This is a genomic window from Pseudomonas fragi (assembly GCF_002269505.1).
Lineage (GTDB): Bacteria > Pseudomonadota > Gammaproteobacteria > Pseudomonadales > Pseudomonadaceae > Aquipseudomonas > Aquipseudomonas fragi_D.
In genome coordinates this window covers 1-19,400 of sequence record NZ_NQKQ01000031.1, presented here as the reverse complement: position 1 = coordinate 19,400, position 19,400 = coordinate 1, and the positions used below count along the sequence as shown (strand labels likewise).

The window sequence follows — 19,400 nt, the reverse complement described above, 5'->3', positions numbered from 1 at the left end:
CCACCCTTGTCCGACGAGCCACGGTTCCAACGGTGGCTGCAAGCACCTGATTTGGGCTATAATCCGCGCCCTTTTTTGAATCAATCGTCAGGCGATTTCCCATGACCAACCAGGCCGCCGAAGTCGCGAAACGCCGCACTTTCGCTATTATTTCCCACCCCGATGCGGGTAAGACCACCATCACCGAAAAGCTCTTGCTGATGGGTAAGGCGATTGCTGTCGCCGGTACGGTGAAATCGCGAAAGTCCGACCGCCATGCCACCTCCGACTGGATGGAAATGGAGAAACAACGGGGTATTTCGATTACCACGTCGGTCATGCAGTTCCCGTATCGCGACCACATGATCAACCTGCTCGACACCCCGGGCCACGAAGACTTCTCTGAGGACACCTACCGCACATTGACGGCGGTCGACTCGGCACTGATGGTCCTCGACGGCGGTAAGGGTGTTGAGCCACGTACCATCGCCCTGATGGACGTTTGCCGTCTGCGCGACACGCCGATCGTCAGCTTCATCAACAAACTCGACCGCGATATTCGCGACCCTATCGAGTTGCTGGACGAGATCGAAGCGGTCCTGAAAATCAAGGCAGCGCCGATCACCTGGCCGATTGGTTGCTACCGTGACTTCAAGGGTGTTTACCATCTGGCAGACGACTACATCATCGTCTACACCGCAGGTCACGGTCACGAACGCACCGAGACCAAAATTATCGAAAAGCTCGATTCCGATGAAGCTCGCGCCCACTTGGGTGACGAGTACCAGCGCTTCGTCGATCAACTGGAACTGGTTCAGGGGGCCTGCCATGAATTCAATCAGCAGGAATTCCTCGATGGTCAGTTGACTCCGGTGTTCTTCGGTACTGCACTGGGCAACTTTGGTGTCGACCACGTGCTTGATGCCGTTGTGAACTGGGCGCCCAAGCCATTGGCCCGTGTTGCCAACGAGCGCACCGTTGAGCCGGTTGAGGAGAAATTCACCGGCTTCGTGTTCAAGATTCAGGCGAACATGGACCCAAAACACCGTGACCGTATCGCCTTTATGCGCATTTGCTCGGGTAAGTACGAAAAGGGCATGAAAATGCGTCACGTGCGTACCGGCAAGGACGTACGAATCGGCGACGCGCTGACTTTCTTCTCCTCGGAGCGTGAACAGCTCGAAGAGGCGTTTGCGGGCGACATCATCGGTTTGCATAACCACGGCACCATCCAGATCGGCGACACCTTTACCGAAGGCGAGAGCCTGAGCTTTACCGGTATCCCGCACTTCGCCCCGGAATTGTTCCGTCGCGTTCGTCTGCGCGATCCGCTCAAGTCCAAACAACTGCGCCAGGGTCTGCAGCAGCTGGCCGAAGAGGGCGCCACTCAGGTGTTCTTCCCGGAGCGCAGCAACGACATTATCCTGGGCGCTGTGGGTGTGTTGCAGTTCGATGTGGTCGCGAGCCGCTTGAAAGGCGAATACAAAGTGGAATGCTCCTACGAGCCGATCACCGTATGGTCTGCGCGCTGGATCGATTGCAGCGATAAGAAAAAGCTTGAAGAGTTCAAGATCAAGGCTGTGGAAAACCTGGCTATTGATGGCGGTGGTCACCTGACCTACCTGGCGCCGACGCGGGTTAATCTGGCGTTGATGGAAGAGCGCTGGCCGGATGTGAAATTCCGCGCTACCCGCGAGCATCACTAAACACTTCGGTGTCTGGTTGAAAAAAAGCGAAGCCCTTTGGCTTCGCTTTTTTTTGCCCGCGAATCCTGTAGGCCCTGGTTGAGCCGCGAGAAAGCATCGACGACAGCGGTGACTTTAGTCCGAATGGGTATATCGCAGGCTGCGTGTTTCTGGAAAAACTGAGTGTGGCGAACTAGGTTTAAAGGGTGTTTTCCCACAACAGGATGGAAATCTCCATGAAGCTTTTTCAACGCATTGTGCTGTTGCTCAAGGTGCTGGTGCTGCTGACGGTGAGTGCCTCGGCCGCTTGGGCGAGCAACCCACTGAGCAGTGCCGGAGCCGGCTACTCCGCGACGGGCGTGCCGGGGCCGACGATTCATGCCATCTATAAATCGGATTCGGAACCGGGTGATCAGGGGCAGGGCGGCAGTTCGGGGGATGATGACCAGACCGATGGTGATGGCGGCGCAGATGGCGGTGGTAGCGGTGACGGTGGGGATAACGGCGATGAGGGTGACGCGGGTGACGAAGGCGATAGCCAGACGTAGTTTCTGAACGGTGGGAGCGAGCAAGCCCGCTCCCACATAAGCATCAGTTAGTTAAGAACTGCTCCGCGTGATGACAGGCAACCTGGCGGTTGTCGAGCACCCGCAAGATCGGTTCGTCGGTGCTGCACAGTTCGGTCGCATACGGGCAGCGCTTGTGGAAGGCGCAACCCGATGGCGGGTTAAGCGGGTTGGGCAGTTCGCCGACGATCTTGATTTTCGGCTTGAGCGGGTCTGGGTGAATAGTCGGGGTCGCCGACAGCAATGCCTGGGTATAGGGGTGCAGCGGCCGGGTGTAGATCTCTTCCTTGGGGCCCATTTCTACCGGGCGGCCCAGATACATCACCAATACCGTGTCAGCGACATGTCGCACCACCGCCAGGTTGTGGGAAATGAACACGTAGGCGGTATTGAACTCCTGCTGCAAATCCATAAACAGGTTGAGCACCTGCGCCTGGATCGATACATCGAGAGCGGAGGTCGGTTCGTCCGCCACCAGCACCTTGGGTTGCAGCATCATGGCGCGAGCCAGGGCGATACGCTGGCGCTGACCGCCCGAGAACATATGCGGGTAGCGATGATAATGCTCAGGCCGCAGGCCGACCTGTTTCATCATGGCCTGGACTTTTTCGCGACGTTCGCTGGCGCTCAGCTTGGTGTTGATCAATAGCGGTTCAGCCAGCTGGTCGCCGACTTTTTGCCGTGGATTGAGGGACGCGTAGGGGCTCTGGAATACCATCTGTACGTCTTTGCGCAGTTGCTTGCGCTCGGCCTTGTTGGCCCCGGCAACTTCTTGCCCGGCAATCTTCAAGGAGCCCGAGGACGGCTCTTCAATCAGGGTCAAAGCGCGGGCCAGGGTGGACTTGCCACAACCGGACTCTCCCACCACAGCCAGGGTTTTGCCGGCCTCCAGTTCAAATGACACGCCGTTGAGTGCGCGCACCAGTGCATGGCCTTTGAACATGCCACGGGATACTTCGTAGTGACGGGTTAGGTCGCGGGCGGTAAGAACAACAGTCATTACGCCACCTCCTGATTCAAGGGGAAGAAGCAGCGCACCTGGCTGTGAGCTTGTTGCTCCAGCGCAGGACGTTGTTGACGGCATTGCTCTTGTACATATGGGCAGCGCGGTGACAGCAGGCAGCCTTTGGGCCGGTCATAGCGACCGGGCACGATGCCGGGCAAGGTCGACAGACGGGCAGCGCCCATGCTGTGTTCCGGGATCGCGGCCAGCAGCGCTTCGCTGTACGGGTGCGCCGGCACATCAAACAGCCCCGGCACGTTGCCGACTTCCACCGCCTGGCCGGCGTACATCACGCATACCCGCTGGGCGGTTTCGGCCACCACTGCGAGGTCGTGGGTGATCAGCACCAGGCCCATGTTCTGTTCGCGTTGCAGGCTGAGCAGCAGGTCCATGATCTGCGCCTGGATGGTCACGTCCAACGCGGTGGTCGGTTCGTCGGCGATCAGCAGTTTGGGTTCGCCGGCGATGGCCATGGCAATCGCCACACGCTGGCTCATACCGCCCGACAATTGGTGCGGGTAGGCATCCATACGGCTGGCGGCACCCGGAATTTCAACTTTTTCCAGCAGCTCGATGGCACGTTTACGGGCAGCCTTGCCGGACATTTTCAGGTGCAGGCGCAACACTTCTTCGATCTGGAAACCCACGGTGTAGCTGGGGTTCAGCGCGGTCATGGGGTCCTGGAAGACCATTGCCATGTCTTTGCCGACGATCTGGCGGCGCTGACGGGCGCTGAGGGTCAGCATGTTCTTGCCGTCGAAGGTCAGCGCGTCGGCGGTGACGATGCCGGGGTGCTCGATCAGCCCCATCAACGCCATCATGGTGACCGATTTGCCCGAGCCCGATTCGCCGACAATGGCCAGGACTTCGCCTTTATCCACAGACAGGCTGAGGCCGTCGACGACTGGTACGGCCGTAGTGTCGCCAAAGCGGACGTTGAGATTCTTGATTTCTAACAGTGACATGGGAATCTCCTCAGGCGGCGTTTTTGAGTTTCGGGTCCAGCGCATCGCGCAGACCGTCGCCCATCAGGTTGATTGCCAGCACGCTGAGCAAAATGGTCAAGCCGGGCAGGCTGACGACCCACCACGCACGTTCGATATAGTCGCGGGCCGAGGCCAGCATGGTGCCCCACTCAGGGGTTGGCGGTTGCACGCCAAGGCCGAGAAAGCCCAGGGCCGCAGCGTCGAGGATCGCCGAGGAGAAACTCAGGGTGGCCTGCACGATCAGCGGTGCCATGCAGTTGGGCAGCACGGTGATAAACATCAGGCGCGGCAAGCTGGCGCCGGCCAGGCGGGCAGCAGTTACGTAGTCGCGGTTCAGCTCGCCCATGACGGCGGCACGGGTCAGACGTACGTACGATGGCAATGACACCACGGCAATGGCGATCACGGTGTTGATCAGGCCAGGGCCGAGGATGGCGACAATCGCCACGGCCAGCAGCAGGGAAGGCAGGGCCAGCATGATGTCCATCAGGCGCATGATGCCCGGGCCCATAAAGCGCGGGAAAAACCCGGCAATCAGGCCCAGGATCACGCCCGGAATCAGCGAGATCACTACCGACGACAAACCGATCAGCAGCGACAGGCGCGAGCCTTCGATCAGGCGTGACAGCAGGTCACGACCCAACTCGTCGGTGCCGAGCAAAAACTGCCACTGGCCGCCCTCCAGCCACACTGGCGGGGTCAGCAGGAAGTCACGGTATTGCTCGCTCGGGCTATGGGGCGCAACCCAGGGAGCGAAGATCGCGCAGAACACGATAAGGGTCATAAACATCAGGCCCGCGACGGCGCCCTTGTTCCGGGAAAAGGCGTGCCAGAATTCTTTGTAAGGCGATGGATAAAGCAGGCTTTGATCCACTTCGGTCGTGCTTGGGGAGTTGCTCATGGTCAGGATCTCAGCGCTGGTGACGGATGCGTGGGTTGGCAAAGCCGTAGAGGATGTCGACTACGAAGTTGACCAGAATCACCAGGCAGGCGATTAGCAGGATGCCGTTTTGCACCACGGGATAGTCCCGGGCACCAATGGCTTCGATCAGCCATTTACCGATACCGGGCCACGAAAAGATGGTTTCGGTCAGTACGGCACCGGCCAGCAGGGTGCCCACTTGCAGGCCGACCACGGTCAGTACCGGGATCAGGGCGTTGCGCAGGCCATGCACAAACACCACGCGGGCGGGCGACAGGCCCTTGGCGCGGGCAGTACGGATGTAGTCTTCGCGCAGCACTTCGAGCATGGATGAACGGGTCATCCGCGCGATCACGGCCAGCGGGATGGTGCCCAGCACAATGGCCGGCAGGATCAAGTGGTGCAGTGCGTCCCAAAAAGCTTCGGGCTGGTCGCTGAGCAGGGTGTCGATCAACATGAAGCCGGTCTTTGGCTCGATGTCGTACAAGAGGTCGATACGCCCGGAAACCGGGGTCCAGCCCAGGCCCACGGAGAAGAACATGATCAGGATCAGGCCCCACCAGAAGATCGGCATCGAATAACCCGCCAGGGAGATACCCATCACCCCGTGGTCAAACAATGAGCCTCGTTTGAGTGCCGCGATCACTCCCGCCAGTAGCCCGAGGATGCCGGCGAACAACAGGGCGGCGCTGGCCAGTTCCAGTGTGGCGGGGAACAGCGCGGCAAATTCGCTCCATACGCTTTCACGGGTGCGCAATGACTCGCCCAGATCGCCATGTGCCAGCTTGGTGATGTAGTCGATGTACTGCTCGTGCAGCGGCTTGTTCAGACCCAGGCGCTCCATGGCCTGGGCGTGCATTTCAGGGTCTACCCGGCGCTCACCCATCATGACTTCGACCGGGTCGCCAGGGATCATGCGAATCAGGGCAAAGGTGAGCAGGGTGATGCCGAAGAACGTGGGGATCAACAACCCCACTCGGCGGGCAATAAAACTAAACATCGCGGTGTTCCTTATCAGCCGGTTAGGCAAGTCCGCCAGGGTTGAGATAAACCCCGGCGGGTATTTATTGTTCTACTTCACCTGGGTTGTGGCGAAGTTGTTGTTGGTCAGGGGGCTAAGGGTATAGCCCTCGACATTTTTGCGCATCGCAGTAAACAGCATAGGATGGGTTACGTTGATCCAGGGTTGGTCCTGATTAAAAATCACCTGTGCCTGTTGGTAGAGCGCAGCGCGTTGCGAGGGTTCAGTGATGCCGCGGGCCTTGGTGATCAGGGCTTCGAAGTCCTTGTTGCACCAGCGTGAGTAGTTTTCGCCGTTCTTGGCCGCCTCGCAGCTGAGCATCGGCGTGAGGAAGTTATCCGGGTCGCCGTTGTCGCCACCCCAGCCGGCCGATACCAGGTCATGTTCGCCATTTTTGGCGCGCTTGAGCATTTCACCCCATTCCATGACCCGGATATCCAGCTTTAGGCCGATTTGCGCCAGGTCGGACTGCAGCAACTGCGCACCCAGCATCGGGTTGGGGTTGGTCGGGCCGCCGCCATTGCGGGTGAACAGGGTCAGCACCGTACCTTCGGGTACACCGGCTTCCTTGAGCAGCGCGCGGGCCTTGTCCAGGTCGCGGGGCGGCCGCTGGATGTCGGTGTTGTAGCCCAGCATGGTCGGCGGATAGGGGTTGATGGCAAGCAGGGCATTGCCTTCGCCGTGTACGGAGTTCAGATAGGTCTGCTTGTCAAAGGCCATGTCGATGGCTTTGCGCACGCGCACATCGCTCAGGTACTTGTGACTGGTATTCATGGAGATATAGCTGGTCATCAGGGCGGACAGTTCATCGACCTTGAGGTTGGGGTCTTTGCGGATGTTCTTGACGTCATCGGGTTTGGGATACAGCGCGATCTGGCATTCGTTGGCCTTGAGTTTTTGCAGGCGCACGTTGCTGTCGGTGGCGATGGCGAAGATCAGGTTGTCGCTGGGCGGCTTGCCGCGAAAGTAATCCGGGTTGGCCTTGAAGCGTACCTGGGCGTCCTTGTTGTAACGCACGAAAATAAACGGCCCGGTGCCGATCGGCTTGTTGTTGAGGTCGGCGGTTTTGCCGGACTTGAGCAACTGGTCGGCGTATTCGGCGGAGTAGATGGAGTTGAACGGCATGGCCACGTCGCGCAGAAACGGCGCTTCAGGGTGGTTGAGGGTGATCTTCACCGTCAGGTCGTCAACTTTCTCGACGCTTTTGAGCAGGTCCTTGAAACCCATACTTTCAAAATAGGGGTAACCGACCAACGACAGTTTGTGCCACGGGTGATTCGGGTCCAGCTGGCGCTGGAAACTCCAGACCACGTCGTCGGCGTTCAGGGTTCGGGTCGGTTTGAAATAATCGGTAGTGTGAAACTTCACGCCGGGGCGCAGGTAAAACGTGTATTCAAGCCCGTCCGGGCTGATGTCCCAACGCTCGGCCAGGGCAGGTTCCACATCCGTGGTGCCGGGGGCAAAGTCGGCCAGGCGGTTGAGGATGGTCTCAGCCGACGCATCGGCGGTAACGGCAGTGGTGAACTGGACGATGTCGAACCCTTCAGGGCTGGCTTCAGTGCAGACCACCAGGTTTTTCGCGCTCACACTGACAGCGGTGCTGAGCAGTGCCGCGGCCAGGGCGGTGCGTAATGGAAGTCTCTTCATAGCAACCCTCTCCAAATCGGGTGAGCCAGCATAACGACAGCGGCTGATTCGTCGAATCAGCCGCTGTCTTCGGGTTTGAGCAGTTTTTTACAGAATGTTGAACGGGATGGTGGTCACCAGGCGGAACTCGTTGATGTTGCCGTCAGACTGGTTTTTGCTGGCGCGGTGCGTGGTGTAAGTCGCGCGAATCGCGGTGGCTTTCAGCGGGCCACTCTGGATTGCATAGGACGTGCCAACGCTGTACTCGTAATGGGTTTCGCCGTCCATGTTCTTCACGTCGTAGGCGGTGCCCGTGTACTTGGTGCCGTCGATATCCCAACCGCGAGCGTGGTAGGCGTTGAACTTGAGGCCTGGAATACCGTACTGCGCCATGTTGATGCTGTAGGCCAGTTGCAGGGATTTCTCGTTCGGGCCGTTGAAGTCCGAGAGCAGGGAGTTGGCCAGGTAGATGCCGTTGGTTTCGTGCAGGTAGTCGAAGTATTCGTCGCCGACGATCTGCTGGAATGACAGGCTGACCGTGTGAGCCTGATGATTCAGGGCGAAGGCCAGGCTGTAGGCATCGTTGTTGATGTTGCCCAGGGCCTTGCTGCCGGTGTCCAGGGTCTTGTAGTAGTTGAAGTTGGTATTCAGGGCCAGTGTGGCGCTGTCGCCCATGTCGTGTACGGCGCCGAAGTAGTACTGATTCCAGAAGTCTTCAACGTGGGTGGCGTACAGCGTGGTCTTCAGGCTTTTGAGCGGCTGGTAGTTGAGGCCGGCGACGCTGGCGCGATCGGTTTCAACCCCGGTTGCGCCGTATTCGCTGCGAAACTTACTCAGGCTCGACTCGGTACGCGGGGACACGCGGTCAAAGGAGCCTGCATCGAACGACAGGTTGTTGAACTCTTCACTGTGCAGGCCCACCCCTTGAAAGCTGGAAGGCAGTGCGCGGTTTCCGATCACGTCGATGGTCGGGCTGCTGAAGTTCTGTCGGCCTACGGTCAGCGTGGTGTTGGAGATGCGGGCGCTGAGGTTGGCCAGGCCCAGCTTGCTCCACTGGCCGACTGCGTCGCCGTCACTGTGGGTCAGGGTGCGGTTGTTTGGCCCTGCGATGTCCTTGGCGTCGCGATCCAGTGCTACGGCGTTGTACGCCGCTACCTGGGTGCTGAAACCGACGGTGCCTTCAGTGAAGCCCGACTTGTAGTCGAGAATGGTGCCCTGCACCCAGTTGATCCTGCGCGGAGTGGACTCACGGGTGCCGTGGTTGTTGTAGCTGAAGCGGTCATCGCGACGCTTGAGTTCGTTGGCGTACCAGTTGCGGGTAGTGCCGCCCAGGGTCTGGTCTTCGATAAAGCCCTTGGTCTCGCTTTGAGCACTGGAGGCTTTCAATTCGGTTGGCATAAATTCATCGGCATTGGCCATCGCGGTGATGCTGCTGATGGACAAGGCCAATAACGCGCTGCTGGTGAGTTTCATGGTTGAGGCTCCTCTTTGGTTTCTTCTTTTTATGGCCGGTCTTTTTTGTGTTGACTCGGCTGTTGTGAAGCGATTTAAAGCATTGCAAACGTTTGCCTGAAACACGATTGGCGAAGTTTCTGCGGGCCACCTGAAAAGTGGCCTGTTGATGCAGCTTGTGGTGTTTTTGGTATGTGTTGTGGGAGCGAGCCTGCTCGCGAAGATCGTTAGCGATAACGCGCTGCTCTTGAGGACTTCGCGAGCAGGCTCGCTCCCACAGTGGCACTGTTCTATTGGAGTACTCAGTCCTTGAGGCTGACACCTGAGAAGGCATTACGGCCAAAGGGGCTGACCGTGAAACCTTCGACCTTGGCGCTCAGCGGCTGGTTGACCGTAGAGTGCGCAATAGGGGTGATCGGCACCTGTTGCTTGAGCAACTGCTGGGCCTGTTTATAGAGCACTGTGCGCTGGTCGCGATCGGTCACGACCTTGGCATTCTTGACCAGGGTGTCGTACTCCTTGTTGCACCACATGGAGTAGTTGTTGCCGCCGATTGCGTCGCAGCTGTAAAGGGTGCCGAGCCAGTTGTCCGGGTCACCGTTGTCGCCGGTCCAGCCGATCAGGCTGATGTCGTGTTCGCCATTTTTGGTGCGTTTGATGTACTCGCCCCATTCATAGCTGACGATCTTGACCTTGAGGCCGATTTTGGCCCAGTCCGATTGCAGCATTTCGGCCATGAGCTTGGCGTTCGGGTTGTAAGGCCGCTGTACGGGCATGGCCCACAGGGTGATTTCGGTGCCGTCCTTGACCCCTGCGGCCTTGAGCAGCTCCTTGGCTTTTTCGGGGTTGTAGGGGGCGTCGGTAATGGTCTCGTCGTAGGACCATTGGGTCGGCGGCATGGCGTTGACGGCTTTCTGGCCTGCGCCCTGGTATACAGCCTTGAGGATCTCGTCCTTGTTGACCGCCATGTCCAGTGCCTGGCGCACTTGCAGCTGGTCAAAGGGTTTGTGTTGCACGTTGTAGGCGATGTAACCGAGGTTGAAACCGGGCTTTTCGATAACCTGCAACTTCGGGTCGGCCTTGAGCCCGGCAACGTCTGCAGGCCGCGGGTTCAGCGAGACCTGGCACTCGTTTTTACGCAGCTTTTGCATGCGCGCCGAGGCATCGACACTGATCGAGAAAATCAGGTTGTCGAGTTTGACCTGGCTCGGGTCCCAGTAGTCCTTGTTGGCGGCATAGCGAATGTTGGAGTCTTTTTGGTAGCGCTGGAACACGTACGGGCCGGTGCCGACGGGTTTCTGGTTGATATCGCTGGGCTTGCCGGTCTTGAGCAACTGGTCGGCGTACTCGGCCGACAGGATCGCGGCAAAGCTCATGGCCAGGTTCTGGATAAAGGCGGCGTCCACCGTGTTGAGCTTCATGACCACGGTCATCGGGTCGGTTTTTTCGACGCTGGCGATGTTCTTGTCCAGGCTCATCCCGGTGAAGTACGGGAACTCGGTCGGGTAGGCCTTGCGGAACGGGTGTTCGGGGTTGAGCATGCGGTTGAACGTGAAGAGCACGTCATCGGCGTTGAAGTTACGGGTCGGGGTGAACCATTTGGTGGTGTGGAATTTGACCCCGTCACGCAGATGGAACGTCCAGGTCAGGCCGTCTTCGGAAACATCCCAGCTCGTCGCCAGGGCCGGGACGGCAGCGGTGCCGCCCTTTTCAAATTCGGCGAGGCGGTTGTAAATCGGCTCGGACGCATCGTTGTCGGTGGCGGTGGTGTATTGCGCGGTATCAAAACCGGCCGGGCTGCCTTCGGAGCAAAACACCAGGCTGTTGGCAGCACTGGCGAGCGGGCTGCCGGCAAGTACGCCGGCGCTGATAAGTACAGATAAAACCAGAGGGTTGCGCATGGCGTTCCCTATCCTTCTTCTTGTTTTTGAGTCCTGAACGCGCCTTGATCGAAGGCGTACGGTTCAGGGCGTCGATTTCATCAGCTACGGTGCCCACCCGCGGCTATAGACTGGCTGGAGGTCGACGTTAAGTAGCCGGCGTTCAGCAGTAAATACGCGGGATCCGACAACCTTGTAGGAATTGTCTTGGCGTCCTATAGCCTCTGATGTAGTCAGAAGTGGCTATAGGCTGTAGGTGATTTCCACCGTCCTGGTAGATAAGTGAATGCAGCTTTGTAGCCGCATTCACCGGTCCTTGTTATTTGCCGACGCTGACGCCGTAGAAGGAGTTCAGGCCAAACGGGCTGATCTTGAAATCTTCTACGTTTTTGCGCATCGGTTGATACACCGTCGAGTGTGCGATAGGTGTCATCGGAACCTGGCTTTTGAGTCGTTGCTGCGCCTGTTGGTACAGTTTTGTGCGCTCTGCAATATCAGTGGTGGCCTTGGCGGCTTTGACCAGTTTGTCGAACTCCGGGTCGCACCATTTGGAGAAGTTGTTGCCTTCCAGCGAGTCGCAGCCAAACAGGGTGCCGAGCCAGTTGTCCGGGTCACCGTTGTCGCCGCTCCAGCCAATCAGCATCGCGCCGTTTTCGCCGCCTTTGGAGCGTTTGATGTATTCGCCCCATTCGTAGCTGGTGATCTTGGCCTTGATGCCGATCTTGCTCCAGTCCGACTGGATCATTTCAGCCATCAGCCTGGCATTGGGGTTGTACGGGCGTTGTACCGGCATGGCCCACAGCACGATCTCGGTACCTTCCTTGATCCCGGCTTCCTTGAGCAGTTGCTTGGCTTTTTCCGGGTCGAAAGGTGCGTCCTTGATGCTGGTGTCATAGGACCACTGGGTCGGCGGCATGGCACCCACGGCCAGTTGGCCGGCGCCCTGGTAGACCGAATCGATGATCTGCTGTTTGTTCACCGACATGTCCAGGGCCTGGCGGACCTTGAGCTGGGACATCGGGTTTGGCTCGTTGCTGCCCTTGATCTTGTCCATCACGTTGTAGGCGATGTAACCGAGGTTGAAGCCCGCTTGATGGGGCATCTTCAGATTCGGGTCGTCATTCAGGGCCTTGAGGTCGGCCGGACGCGGGAAGAGGGTGACCTGGCACTCGTTCTTCTTGAGCTTCTGGACGCGTACCGAGGGGTCAGTGGTGATGGCGAAGATCAGGTTGTCGATCTTGACGTCTTCAGGCTTCCAGTAATCCTTGTTGCCGGTGTAGCGGATGTTCGAGTCTTTCTGGTAGCTCTTGAACACAAACGGGCCGGTGCCGACCGGCTTCTGGTTGATATCGGCAGGCTTGCCTTCCTTGAGCAGTTTGTCGGCGTACTCGGCGGACTGGATGGATGCAAAGTGCATCGCCATGTTCTGGATAAACGCGGCATCGACCGAGTTCAGGGTGAACTTGACGGTCTTGTCATCGATTTTTTCCACCTTGGCGATGTTTTTATCCATGCCCATGTCGGTGAAATAAGGGAATTCGGTGGGGTAGGCCTTACGGAACGGCATGTCTTTGTCGAGCATGCGGTTGAACGTGAAGAGCACGTCGTCGGCGTTGAAATCGCGGGTCGGCTTGAAGTACGGCGTGGTGTGGAACTTGACGCCATCACGCAGGTGGAAGGTCCATGTCAGGTTGTCCGGCGAAACATCCCAACTGGTCGCCAGGCCGGGCTCAACCTTGGTGCCGCCACGTTCGAACTGGCTCAGACGGTTAAAGATGGTCTCGGCCGACGCATCAAAGTCAGTACCGGTGGTGTACTGGCCCGGGTCAAAACCTGCCGGGCTGCCTTCAGAGCAAAACACCAGGTTGGAGGCAGCGTGGGCGAAAGGTGCACTTGCCAACAGGCTGGCGCCTACTAAAAACGGAATGACCGCGTGTTTGAACATGGTGGCCTCATGATTTTTGTCATTTTTGGTTTGAGGGCGACCTTATGAGTCGACCCGGCGATACTTATGCACAGCCCATACCCAATGCAATATCTGGAAGCAGTTGAAGCTTGAATATGTGGAACGATCGTACAGGAATGTCGCTTTTATATAACTTATGACGCATTTGATCGTTTGCGAGCGTGTTTTTTACTCATTTTCTTACGTGTTTTGTTTCTTCAATAACCCGGGTTGCACTGTTTCAGGTCAGCGTTGTTACTTATTCAGACCCCAACCCAGGAGACTGCCGATCAGTGGCAACCTGCCTGGGGTCTTGTTAATACTAGGACGGCCTGGCGTTTTTTCCCGTCGCATAAAAAAGCCCCTGGAGCACGGAGGCGCCAGGGGCTTGTACGGCTAAGCCAGGTTTACTGCATCAGCACTTCAATCACGCCATCGGCACTCATGCTGACTTCACTGGTGCCGGCTTCGACTTCAGGGGTAGGCGCCGAGTCCATCGCCGGGGCTGCGGCCTTCATCATCATTGCGCTGCGCATGTAAGGTTGCGGGTAGCCGTTGGTGTTGAGGTTCAGGTTGACGATCTTGTAACCCTTGCCGCCCAAGGCGTCGGTGGCCAGTTGGGCGCGGGCCTTGAACGCATTGACAGCGTCCTTGAGCAGGGCGTCTTCGCTGGTTTTGCGCGTGGCATTGGCGACGGTGAACTGCATGCTGCCCATTTTCAGGGTTTGCATCAGATCGCCGGTGAGCTTGGACAGGGCTGCAAAGTCAGTGCTTTCAAGGCGCAATTCTGCGCGTTCACGCCAGCCGGTGATCTTCTGGGTCTTGTTGTCGTATATCGGGTAGCTGTTGCGATTGCCCTGGCGCAGGGTGACTTCCTTGACGGATTTGGCCTGGCCGATGGCTTTGTTCATCGACGTGGTGATTTCTGCGGCCAGCTTGGCGGCGTCGGTGTTTTGCGCTTCGGTGTAAAGCGTCACGATCATCAAGTCGCGAGGCACTTCCTGGCTGGCTTCGGCGCGCAGGGAAATCTGGTTGTAATGAATGTCGTCAGCCAGGGCCGGCAGGCTGGCAAGTGCGCCGATGCTCAGGGTCAAAAGGGCAGCGGTGCGTTGGAAATGGGACATGGGAGCTCCTTGAATGAGGACAGCAATGGCAATAAGACTCTAGTAAGTGGCCATCAGTTCGCCCAATTACATTTTCGATACATTTGCACTGGCCATATTTTATTGGCGCGGGTACTGACCTGTAGTCGTTGAGGAGCGTAGCGAGGCTGCGTTGCGGTCGCAGAATCTGAACGCAAGACTTGCCTGAAATACCGGATGCCCTGTCTTGACGACTGCTGCGCAGCCGATCGCAGCCTCGCTGCGCTCCTCAGTGACTACGCATTGCAGACAGCTAGTCCTTTTTTCACAAAAAACACTGTGGCTCTTTGCCGCACTTTTGCCTGTCAGGCCGCCTGCTTGGTTATACTCCCGGTGATCCGCCTGGAGCGCTCATCAGGAGAGCTCATGCTCGCCCCCGTTCAGTTATTGTCCGCGACTCGCCAGAACCTCTGGCGTCTTACGTTTATCCGCATGTTGGTGCTGGCCGCGCAAGCGGGTTCAGTGGGCTTTGCCTATCTGTTCAACCTGCTGCCGCTACCCTGGTTCCAGCTGAGTATCACCCTCGGGTTTTCCATGCTGTTGTGCGCGTTTACCGCAATCCGGTTACGCACCACCTGGCCGGTCACCGAGCTGGAATACGCTCTGCAACTGGCCTGCGACCTGTTTATCCACAGTGCCCTGCTGTACTTTTCGGGTGGCTCGGCCAACCCGTTCGTGTCGTATTACCTGGTGCCGCTGACCATCGCCGCAGTGACGCTGCCGTGGCGCTATTCGCTGGTGTTGACCGGGATTGCGCTGGCGCTTTACACCTTGTTGCTGTCGCAGTCCTTCCCGATAGATACGGTGCCGTTCTTCCGCGAAAAGCTGCAGATTTATGGCATGTGGTTGAGTTTTGCCCTGTCTGCGGCAGTGATCACGTTCTTTGCTGCCAAAATGGGTGAAGAACTGCGCCGCCAGGAAGAACTGCGCGCCCTGCGCCGTGAAGAGGGCCTGCGCGACCAGCAATTGCTGGCCGTGGCCACGCAGGCGGCCGGTGCCGCCCATGAACTGGGCACGCCGCTGTCGACCATGAGCGTGTTGCTCAAGGAGATGCGCCGCGATCACCTTGATCCCGAATTGCAGGACGATCTGAGCGTGCTGCAGGATCAGGTCAAGCTGTGCAAGGAAACCCTGCAGCAACTGGTGCGTGCCGCCGAGGCCAACCGTCGGCTGGCGATTGAAGTTCAGGACGTCACGCAATGGCTGGATGAAGCCCTGAACCGCTGGCATTTGATGCGCCCCGAAGCCACCTATCGCTTCCAGTGCCTGGGCCACGCGCCGGTACCGCGCCTTGCGCCGCCACCGGATTTGACCCAGGCGCTGCTCAACCTGCTCAACAATGCCGCCGATGCTTGCCCGGAAGGGCTGGAAGTGACAGTGGACTGGGATGCGGTTGATCTGACCATCAGTATCCGTGACCACGGTCCGGGTGTACCGTTGGCCATCGCCGAGCAAATCGGCAAACCCTTTTTTACTACCAAGGGCAAAGGCTTCGGTCTGGGCCTATTCTTGAGCAAGGCCAGCGTGACCCGCGCTGGCGGCTCGGTAAAACTCTACAGTCATGAGGATGGCGGTACGCTCACTGAGCTGCGCCTGCCACGTGTCGCCCGAGGAAATGAAAATGAGTGAAGAAATTCAGGTCGAAGGCGAAGAACTGCCGCATTTGTTGTTGGTAGATGACGACGCCACTTTTACCCGCGTGATGGCTCGCGCCATGAGTCGCCGCGGTTTTCGCGTGAGCACGGCAGGTTCCGCCGAAGAGGGGCTGATCCTGGCACAACAGGATCTGCCTGATTTTGCCGCGCTGGATCTGAAAATGGACGGCGATTCCGGCCTGGTCCTGCTGCCCAAGCTGCTGGAACTCGACCCGGAAATGCGCGTGGTGATCCTCACTGGTTATTCGAGCATCGCCACCGCTGTCGAAGCGATCAAGCGCGGTGCCTGCAATTACCTGTGCAAGCCGGCGGACGCGGATGACGTGCTCGCCGCCTTGCTGTCCCAGCATGCCGACCTCGAAACCCTGGTGCCGGATAACCCGATGTCGGTTGACCGTCTGCAGTGGGAACATATCCAGCGCGTGCTGGGTGAGCATGAAGGCAATATTTCGGCCACAGCCCGCGCCCTGGGCATGCACCGCCGAACCTTGCAGCGCAAATTGCAGAAGCGTCCGGTACGACGCTGAACGGGAGCTGTAGGCGCATGCAATGCACCTTGCATGCTGACGGCTACAGCTTCTAACCTGTAACAAGACGTGTCCCAGCGTCGTGGGCCGGTCGTCCTGACCGGCTTGCAGGTTGCTCTTTACTCCCAACGAGCCTGAACGATGAATCAGAACGCTGAGCCTTCTGTCGTGAATGATGCTGTGCGTGGGAATTTCATCCCTCGGGTCTGGCGCCTCATAACCCCTTACTGGCGCAGTGAAGAACGCGCCAAGGCGTGGTTGCTGCTGGTCGCCGTTGTCGCCTTGTCGCTGGTCAGCGTGGGCATCTCGGTGTGGATCAACCACTGGTACAAGGACTTCTACAACGCGCTGGAAAACAAGGATGCCAAGGCGTTCTGGAGCCTGATCGGCTACTTCGGCATCATTGCCGCGGCGGGTATTGTCGGTGCGGTGTATCGCCTCTATTTGACCCAGATGCTGACCATCCGCTGGCGTCGCTGGCTGACTGAACAGCACTTTGCCCGCTGGCTGGCGCACAAAAACTACTACCAGTTGGAGCAGGGCGGTTATACCGACAACCCTGACCAGCGCATCAGTGAAGATATCAACTCGTTCACCGACAGCACGCTCACCCTGGGCCTGGGGTTGATCCGCAACGTGGTCAGTCTGGTGTCGTTTTCGATCATCCTGTGGGGTGTATCGGGCAGCATTGAAGTCTTTGGCATCACCATCCCCGGTTACATGTTCTGGTGCGCGCTGTTGTACGCCGCCGTGGGTAGCTGGTTGGCCCACTTGATTGGCCGACGGTTGATTGGCCTGAGCAACCAGCAACAGCGCTTCGAAGCTGACTTGCGTTTCTCGATGGTGCGGGTGCGCGAAAATGCGGAAAGCATTGCCTTGTACAACGGCGAAGCCAATGAGCATGAGCGGCTGAGCACGCGTTTCAACAAGGTCTGGAAAAACTTCTGGACGCAAATGAAGGTACAAAAACGCCTGACGTTTTTCACTGCCGGATACTCGCAGATTGCCATTATCTTTCCGTTTATCGTGGCTGCGCCGCGGTACTTTTCCGGCAAGATCGAGCTGGGCGAGCTGATGCAAATCAACTCGGCCTTCAGCAATGTGCAAGAAAACTTCAGCTGGTTTATCGATGCCTACGTGACCCTGGCTGCATGGCGTGCCACCTGCGATCGTCTGCTGAGCTTTCGTCAGGCCATGACCGACAACGAGCAGCGTTTGCCGGCGATTGATGTACAGCAGCAGGGCAAAGAGTTGCAGATCAATGACCTGAGCCTGGATCTGGCCGATGGTCGGCCGCTGTTGCAGGGCGCCAGTTTGCAGGTGCTGGAGGGTGAGCGGCTGATGCTCAGCGGTCGCTCCGGCAGTGGTAAAAGCACCTTGCTCAGGGCGATGGGTGGCTTGTGGCCGCAGGGTGGCGGGGCGATTCGTTTACCGCGTGAGCGTGCGCTGTTTTTGCCGCAAAAACCCTACTTGCCCATCGGCACCCTGCGTGATGCCCTGAGTTATCCACAGAGCGGTGATACCTACGCGCCGGAACGTTATGAACAGGTGCTGCACACTTGCCGCCTGGAGCATCTGATCCCCAAACTCGACGAGGTTAACCACTGGCAACGGCTGTTGTCGGGTGGTGAGCAGCAGCGCCTGGCTTTTGCCCGGGCGCTGCTGTATCGCCCGCAATGGCTGTATATGGACGAATCGACCTCGGCAATGGATGAGGAAGACGAGGCCATGGTGTACCAGGCCCTGATCGATCAACTGCCGGGCTTGAGCATTGTCAGCGTGGGCCATCGCAGCAGCCTTGCGCGCTTTCATCCTCAGCATGTGCGGATCGTTGAGGGGCAACTGGTTGCGCAGTAGAAGAGGCGGGCAAGCATCATGCTAGAGTGCTGCTTCCCGCTTTCTGGAACCTGATATGAGCCTTCTTTTTCGCAGTGCTGCGCTGAGCCTGCTACTGGCCAGCCTGCCTCTGGCGGCGGCACCTGTTGCTACGCCGTTGTTGCATGGGCAGTTTCTGCCTGCCGATGACCTGCAACTGCGTAGCGAGGTGCCCGAGCAGCAACAACTGATGCTGGTAACCTCGTATTCGGTGGTGGTGGGTAGCCAGCGTCAGTCCAACCAGCAGCCGATCCCGGTCACGTCGCCCTTGCTGGTTCGCCTCAAGGGCAAGCCGATGAGCCAGGGTGCGACGGTGCGCCAGGTGCTGATTTCGTTCGATGGTGAAAGCAAAAGCCTGAAAAAGCCGGCTTTTGACAGCAAGACGCGAACCCTGAGCCTGTCTTATCCACAGAGCCAATATCGGGTTGTGATTGATTTGCTGCGCAACGACACGCTTTATGTACAATTTTTGACCTATGCCAATGGCCATATTTGGGCCGACTTGCACACCGGCAGCGTGCGCGCACGATAAGCCTTGGGTAAACTGCGGGCCCCGTGACGTATCAGCAGGCTGGAGCCGGATATGCGTAAAGACAAGAAGCAGTTGATTGGTGATGAAATTGGCGACGAGCAGATCAAGTTGTTCCTGGACTTTGAGCCCGTGGACGCCACTTCGCCGTCGCTGCACAAACTGATCAAGGCTTACCGTGGCCTGCGCATCGATGACTTCGGGCGCTTCCTGACTTTCTTCAAGGAAGCCGGCTACGACCTGGATGGCAAAGACGAACAGGGTCAGACATTCGTGGACATCATCAAGGACCAGCGCAATGCTGACGAGTACATCGAGCTGATCGACCAGGCTCGCGGTTGACTAAGCAATGACGTGTAGTCGCTGACGAGCGGAGCGAGGCTGCGATCGTCGGCGTAGCCGTCGTGCAACCTGAGTGCGCAGTTGCCTGAAACACTGTTTACTGCGGCTTTGACGGAGATCGCAGCATCGCTGCGCTCGTCAGTGACTACGGGATGAAGGTTTGCCATCCTTTGCAGTGCCCCGAATCAGGTGTCCCGTCCTGAATAAGGTTTACACCTTCTGACCTATTTTCAGGAGGAATCAATGGATACGGGCAAAAGGCGCA

16 protein-coding genes are annotated in these 19,400 nt (G+C 58.2%); 7 read left to right on the top strand and 9 right to left on the bottom strand.

The window, feature by feature from the left end; genetic code table 11:
- The first annotated feature begins 101 nt into the window (after nt 1–101).
- Both CJU81_RS20875 and CJU81_RS20870 read left to right on the top strand, forming a co-directional pair.
- Nucleotides 102–1,685 carry a peptide chain release factor 3 gene (locus CJU81_RS20875; protein WP_019823908.1) on the top strand — a complete coding sequence of 528 codons (1,584 nt, stop codon included), beginning with the start codon at nt 102–104 and terminating at the stop codon, nt 1,683–1,685.
- Nucleotides 1,686–1,900: 215 nt separating this feature from the next.
- Nucleotides 1,901–2,212 carry a hypothetical protein gene (locus CJU81_RS20870; protein WP_088378976.1) on the top strand — a complete coding sequence of 104 codons (312 nt, stop codon included), beginning with the start codon at nt 1,901–1,903 and terminating at the stop codon, nt 2,210–2,212.
- A gap of 43 nt (nt 2,213–2,255) precedes the next feature.
- Here CJU81_RS20870 and CJU81_RS20865 read toward each other — a convergent pair whose 3' ends face one another.
- From CJU81_RS20865 to CJU81_RS20825, 9 genes are all read right to left on the bottom strand, one after another.
- Nucleotides 2,256–3,230: a peptide ABC transporter ATP-binding protein gene (locus tag CJU81_RS20865; RefSeq protein ID WP_095038082.1), complete on the bottom strand. Its 975-nt coding sequence runs from the start codon at nt 3,228–3,230 to the stop codon at nt 2,256–2,258.
- Nucleotides 3,230–4,198, bottom strand: coding sequence for an ABC transporter ATP-binding protein (locus CJU81_RS20860; protein ID WP_086795864.1), 969 nt, complete (start codon nt 4,196–4,198; stop codon nt 3,230–3,232). The genes CJU81_RS20865 and CJU81_RS20860 overlap by 1 nt, the downstream gene beginning before the upstream one ends.
- A 10-nt stretch (nt 4,199–4,208) precedes the next feature.
- Nucleotides 4,209–5,120, bottom strand: a complete 912-nt coding sequence (locus CJU81_RS20855; protein WP_095038081.1) for an ABC transporter permease subunit — start codon at nt 5,118–5,120, stop codon at nt 4,209–4,211.
- Between the two features lie 10 nt (nt 5,121–5,130).
- On the bottom strand, nt 5,131–6,141 hold the full coding sequence (locus tag CJU81_RS20850) for an ABC transporter permease subunit (protein WP_095038080.1): 1,011 nt from the start codon (nt 6,139–6,141) through the stop codon (nt 5,131–5,133).
- Between the two features lie 72 nt (nt 6,142–6,213).
- A complete protein-coding gene (locus CJU81_RS20845; RefSeq protein WP_095038079.1) occupies nt 6,214–7,809 on the bottom strand; it encodes an ABC transporter substrate-binding protein in 1,596 nt (531 codons plus the stop codon).
- Nucleotides 7,810–7,896: 87 nt separating this feature from the next.
- Nucleotides 7,897–9,261 carry an OprD family porin gene (locus CJU81_RS20840; protein ID WP_095038078.1) on the bottom strand — a complete coding sequence of 455 codons (1,365 nt, stop codon included), beginning with the start codon at nt 9,259–9,261 and terminating at the stop codon, nt 7,897–7,899.
- A 281-nt stretch (nt 9,262–9,542) separates the two neighbouring features.
- Nucleotides 9,543–11,141 carry an ABC transporter substrate-binding protein gene (locus tag CJU81_RS20835; protein ID WP_095038077.1) on the bottom strand — a complete coding sequence of 533 codons (1,599 nt, stop codon included), beginning with the start codon at nt 11,139–11,141 and terminating at the stop codon, nt 9,543–9,545.
- Nucleotides 11,142–11,439: 298 nt separating this feature from the next.
- Nucleotides 11,440–13,065: an ABC transporter substrate-binding protein gene (locus tag CJU81_RS20830; RefSeq protein ID WP_095038076.1), complete on the bottom strand. Its 1,626-nt coding sequence runs from the start codon at nt 13,063–13,065 to the stop codon at nt 11,440–11,442.
- Nucleotides 13,066–13,472: 407 nt separating this feature from the next.
- Nucleotides 13,473–14,189, bottom strand: coding sequence for an SIMPL domain-containing protein (locus CJU81_RS20825; protein ID WP_095038075.1), 717 nt, complete (start codon nt 14,187–14,189; stop codon nt 13,473–13,475).
- A 384-nt stretch (nt 14,190–14,573) separates the two neighbouring features.
- Here CJU81_RS20825 and CJU81_RS20820 point away from each other — a divergent pair, with 384 nt between their 5' ends.
- The 5 genes from CJU81_RS20820 to CJU81_RS20800 all read left to right on the top strand — a co-directional run bounded on the left by CJU81_RS20820 (nt 14,574) and on the right by CJU81_RS20800 (nt 19,135).
- Complete coding sequence (locus CJU81_RS20820) at nt 14,574–15,836, top strand: ATP-binding protein (RefSeq protein WP_088378983.1); 1,263 nt, start codon at nt 14,574–14,576, stop codon at nt 15,834–15,836.
- Nucleotides 15,829–16,389 (top strand): response regulator transcription factor, encoded by a 561-nt coding sequence (locus CJU81_RS20815; protein WP_016779485.1) that lies wholly within the window; start codon nt 15,829–15,831, stop codon nt 16,387–16,389. The genes CJU81_RS20820 and CJU81_RS20815 overlap by 8 nt, the downstream gene beginning before the upstream one ends.
- 141 nt (nt 16,390–16,530) lie before the next feature.
- Nucleotides 16,531–18,246: an ABC transporter ATP-binding protein/permease gene (locus CJU81_RS20810; RefSeq protein ID WP_095038074.1), complete on the top strand. Its 1,716-nt coding sequence runs from the start codon at nt 16,531–16,533 to the stop codon at nt 18,244–18,246.
- Nucleotides 18,247–18,301: 55 nt separating this feature from the next.
- On the top strand, nt 18,302–18,796 hold the full coding sequence (locus CJU81_RS20805; protein ID WP_095005057.1) for a hypothetical protein: 495 nt from the start codon (nt 18,302–18,304) through the stop codon (nt 18,794–18,796).
- A 51-nt stretch (nt 18,797–18,847) separates the two neighbouring features.
- Nucleotides 18,848–19,135: a PA4642 family protein gene (locus CJU81_RS20800; protein ID WP_016779488.1), complete on the top strand. Its 288-nt coding sequence runs from the start codon at nt 18,848–18,850 to the stop codon at nt 19,133–19,135.
- Nucleotides 19,136–19,400: the final 265 nt, after the last annotated feature.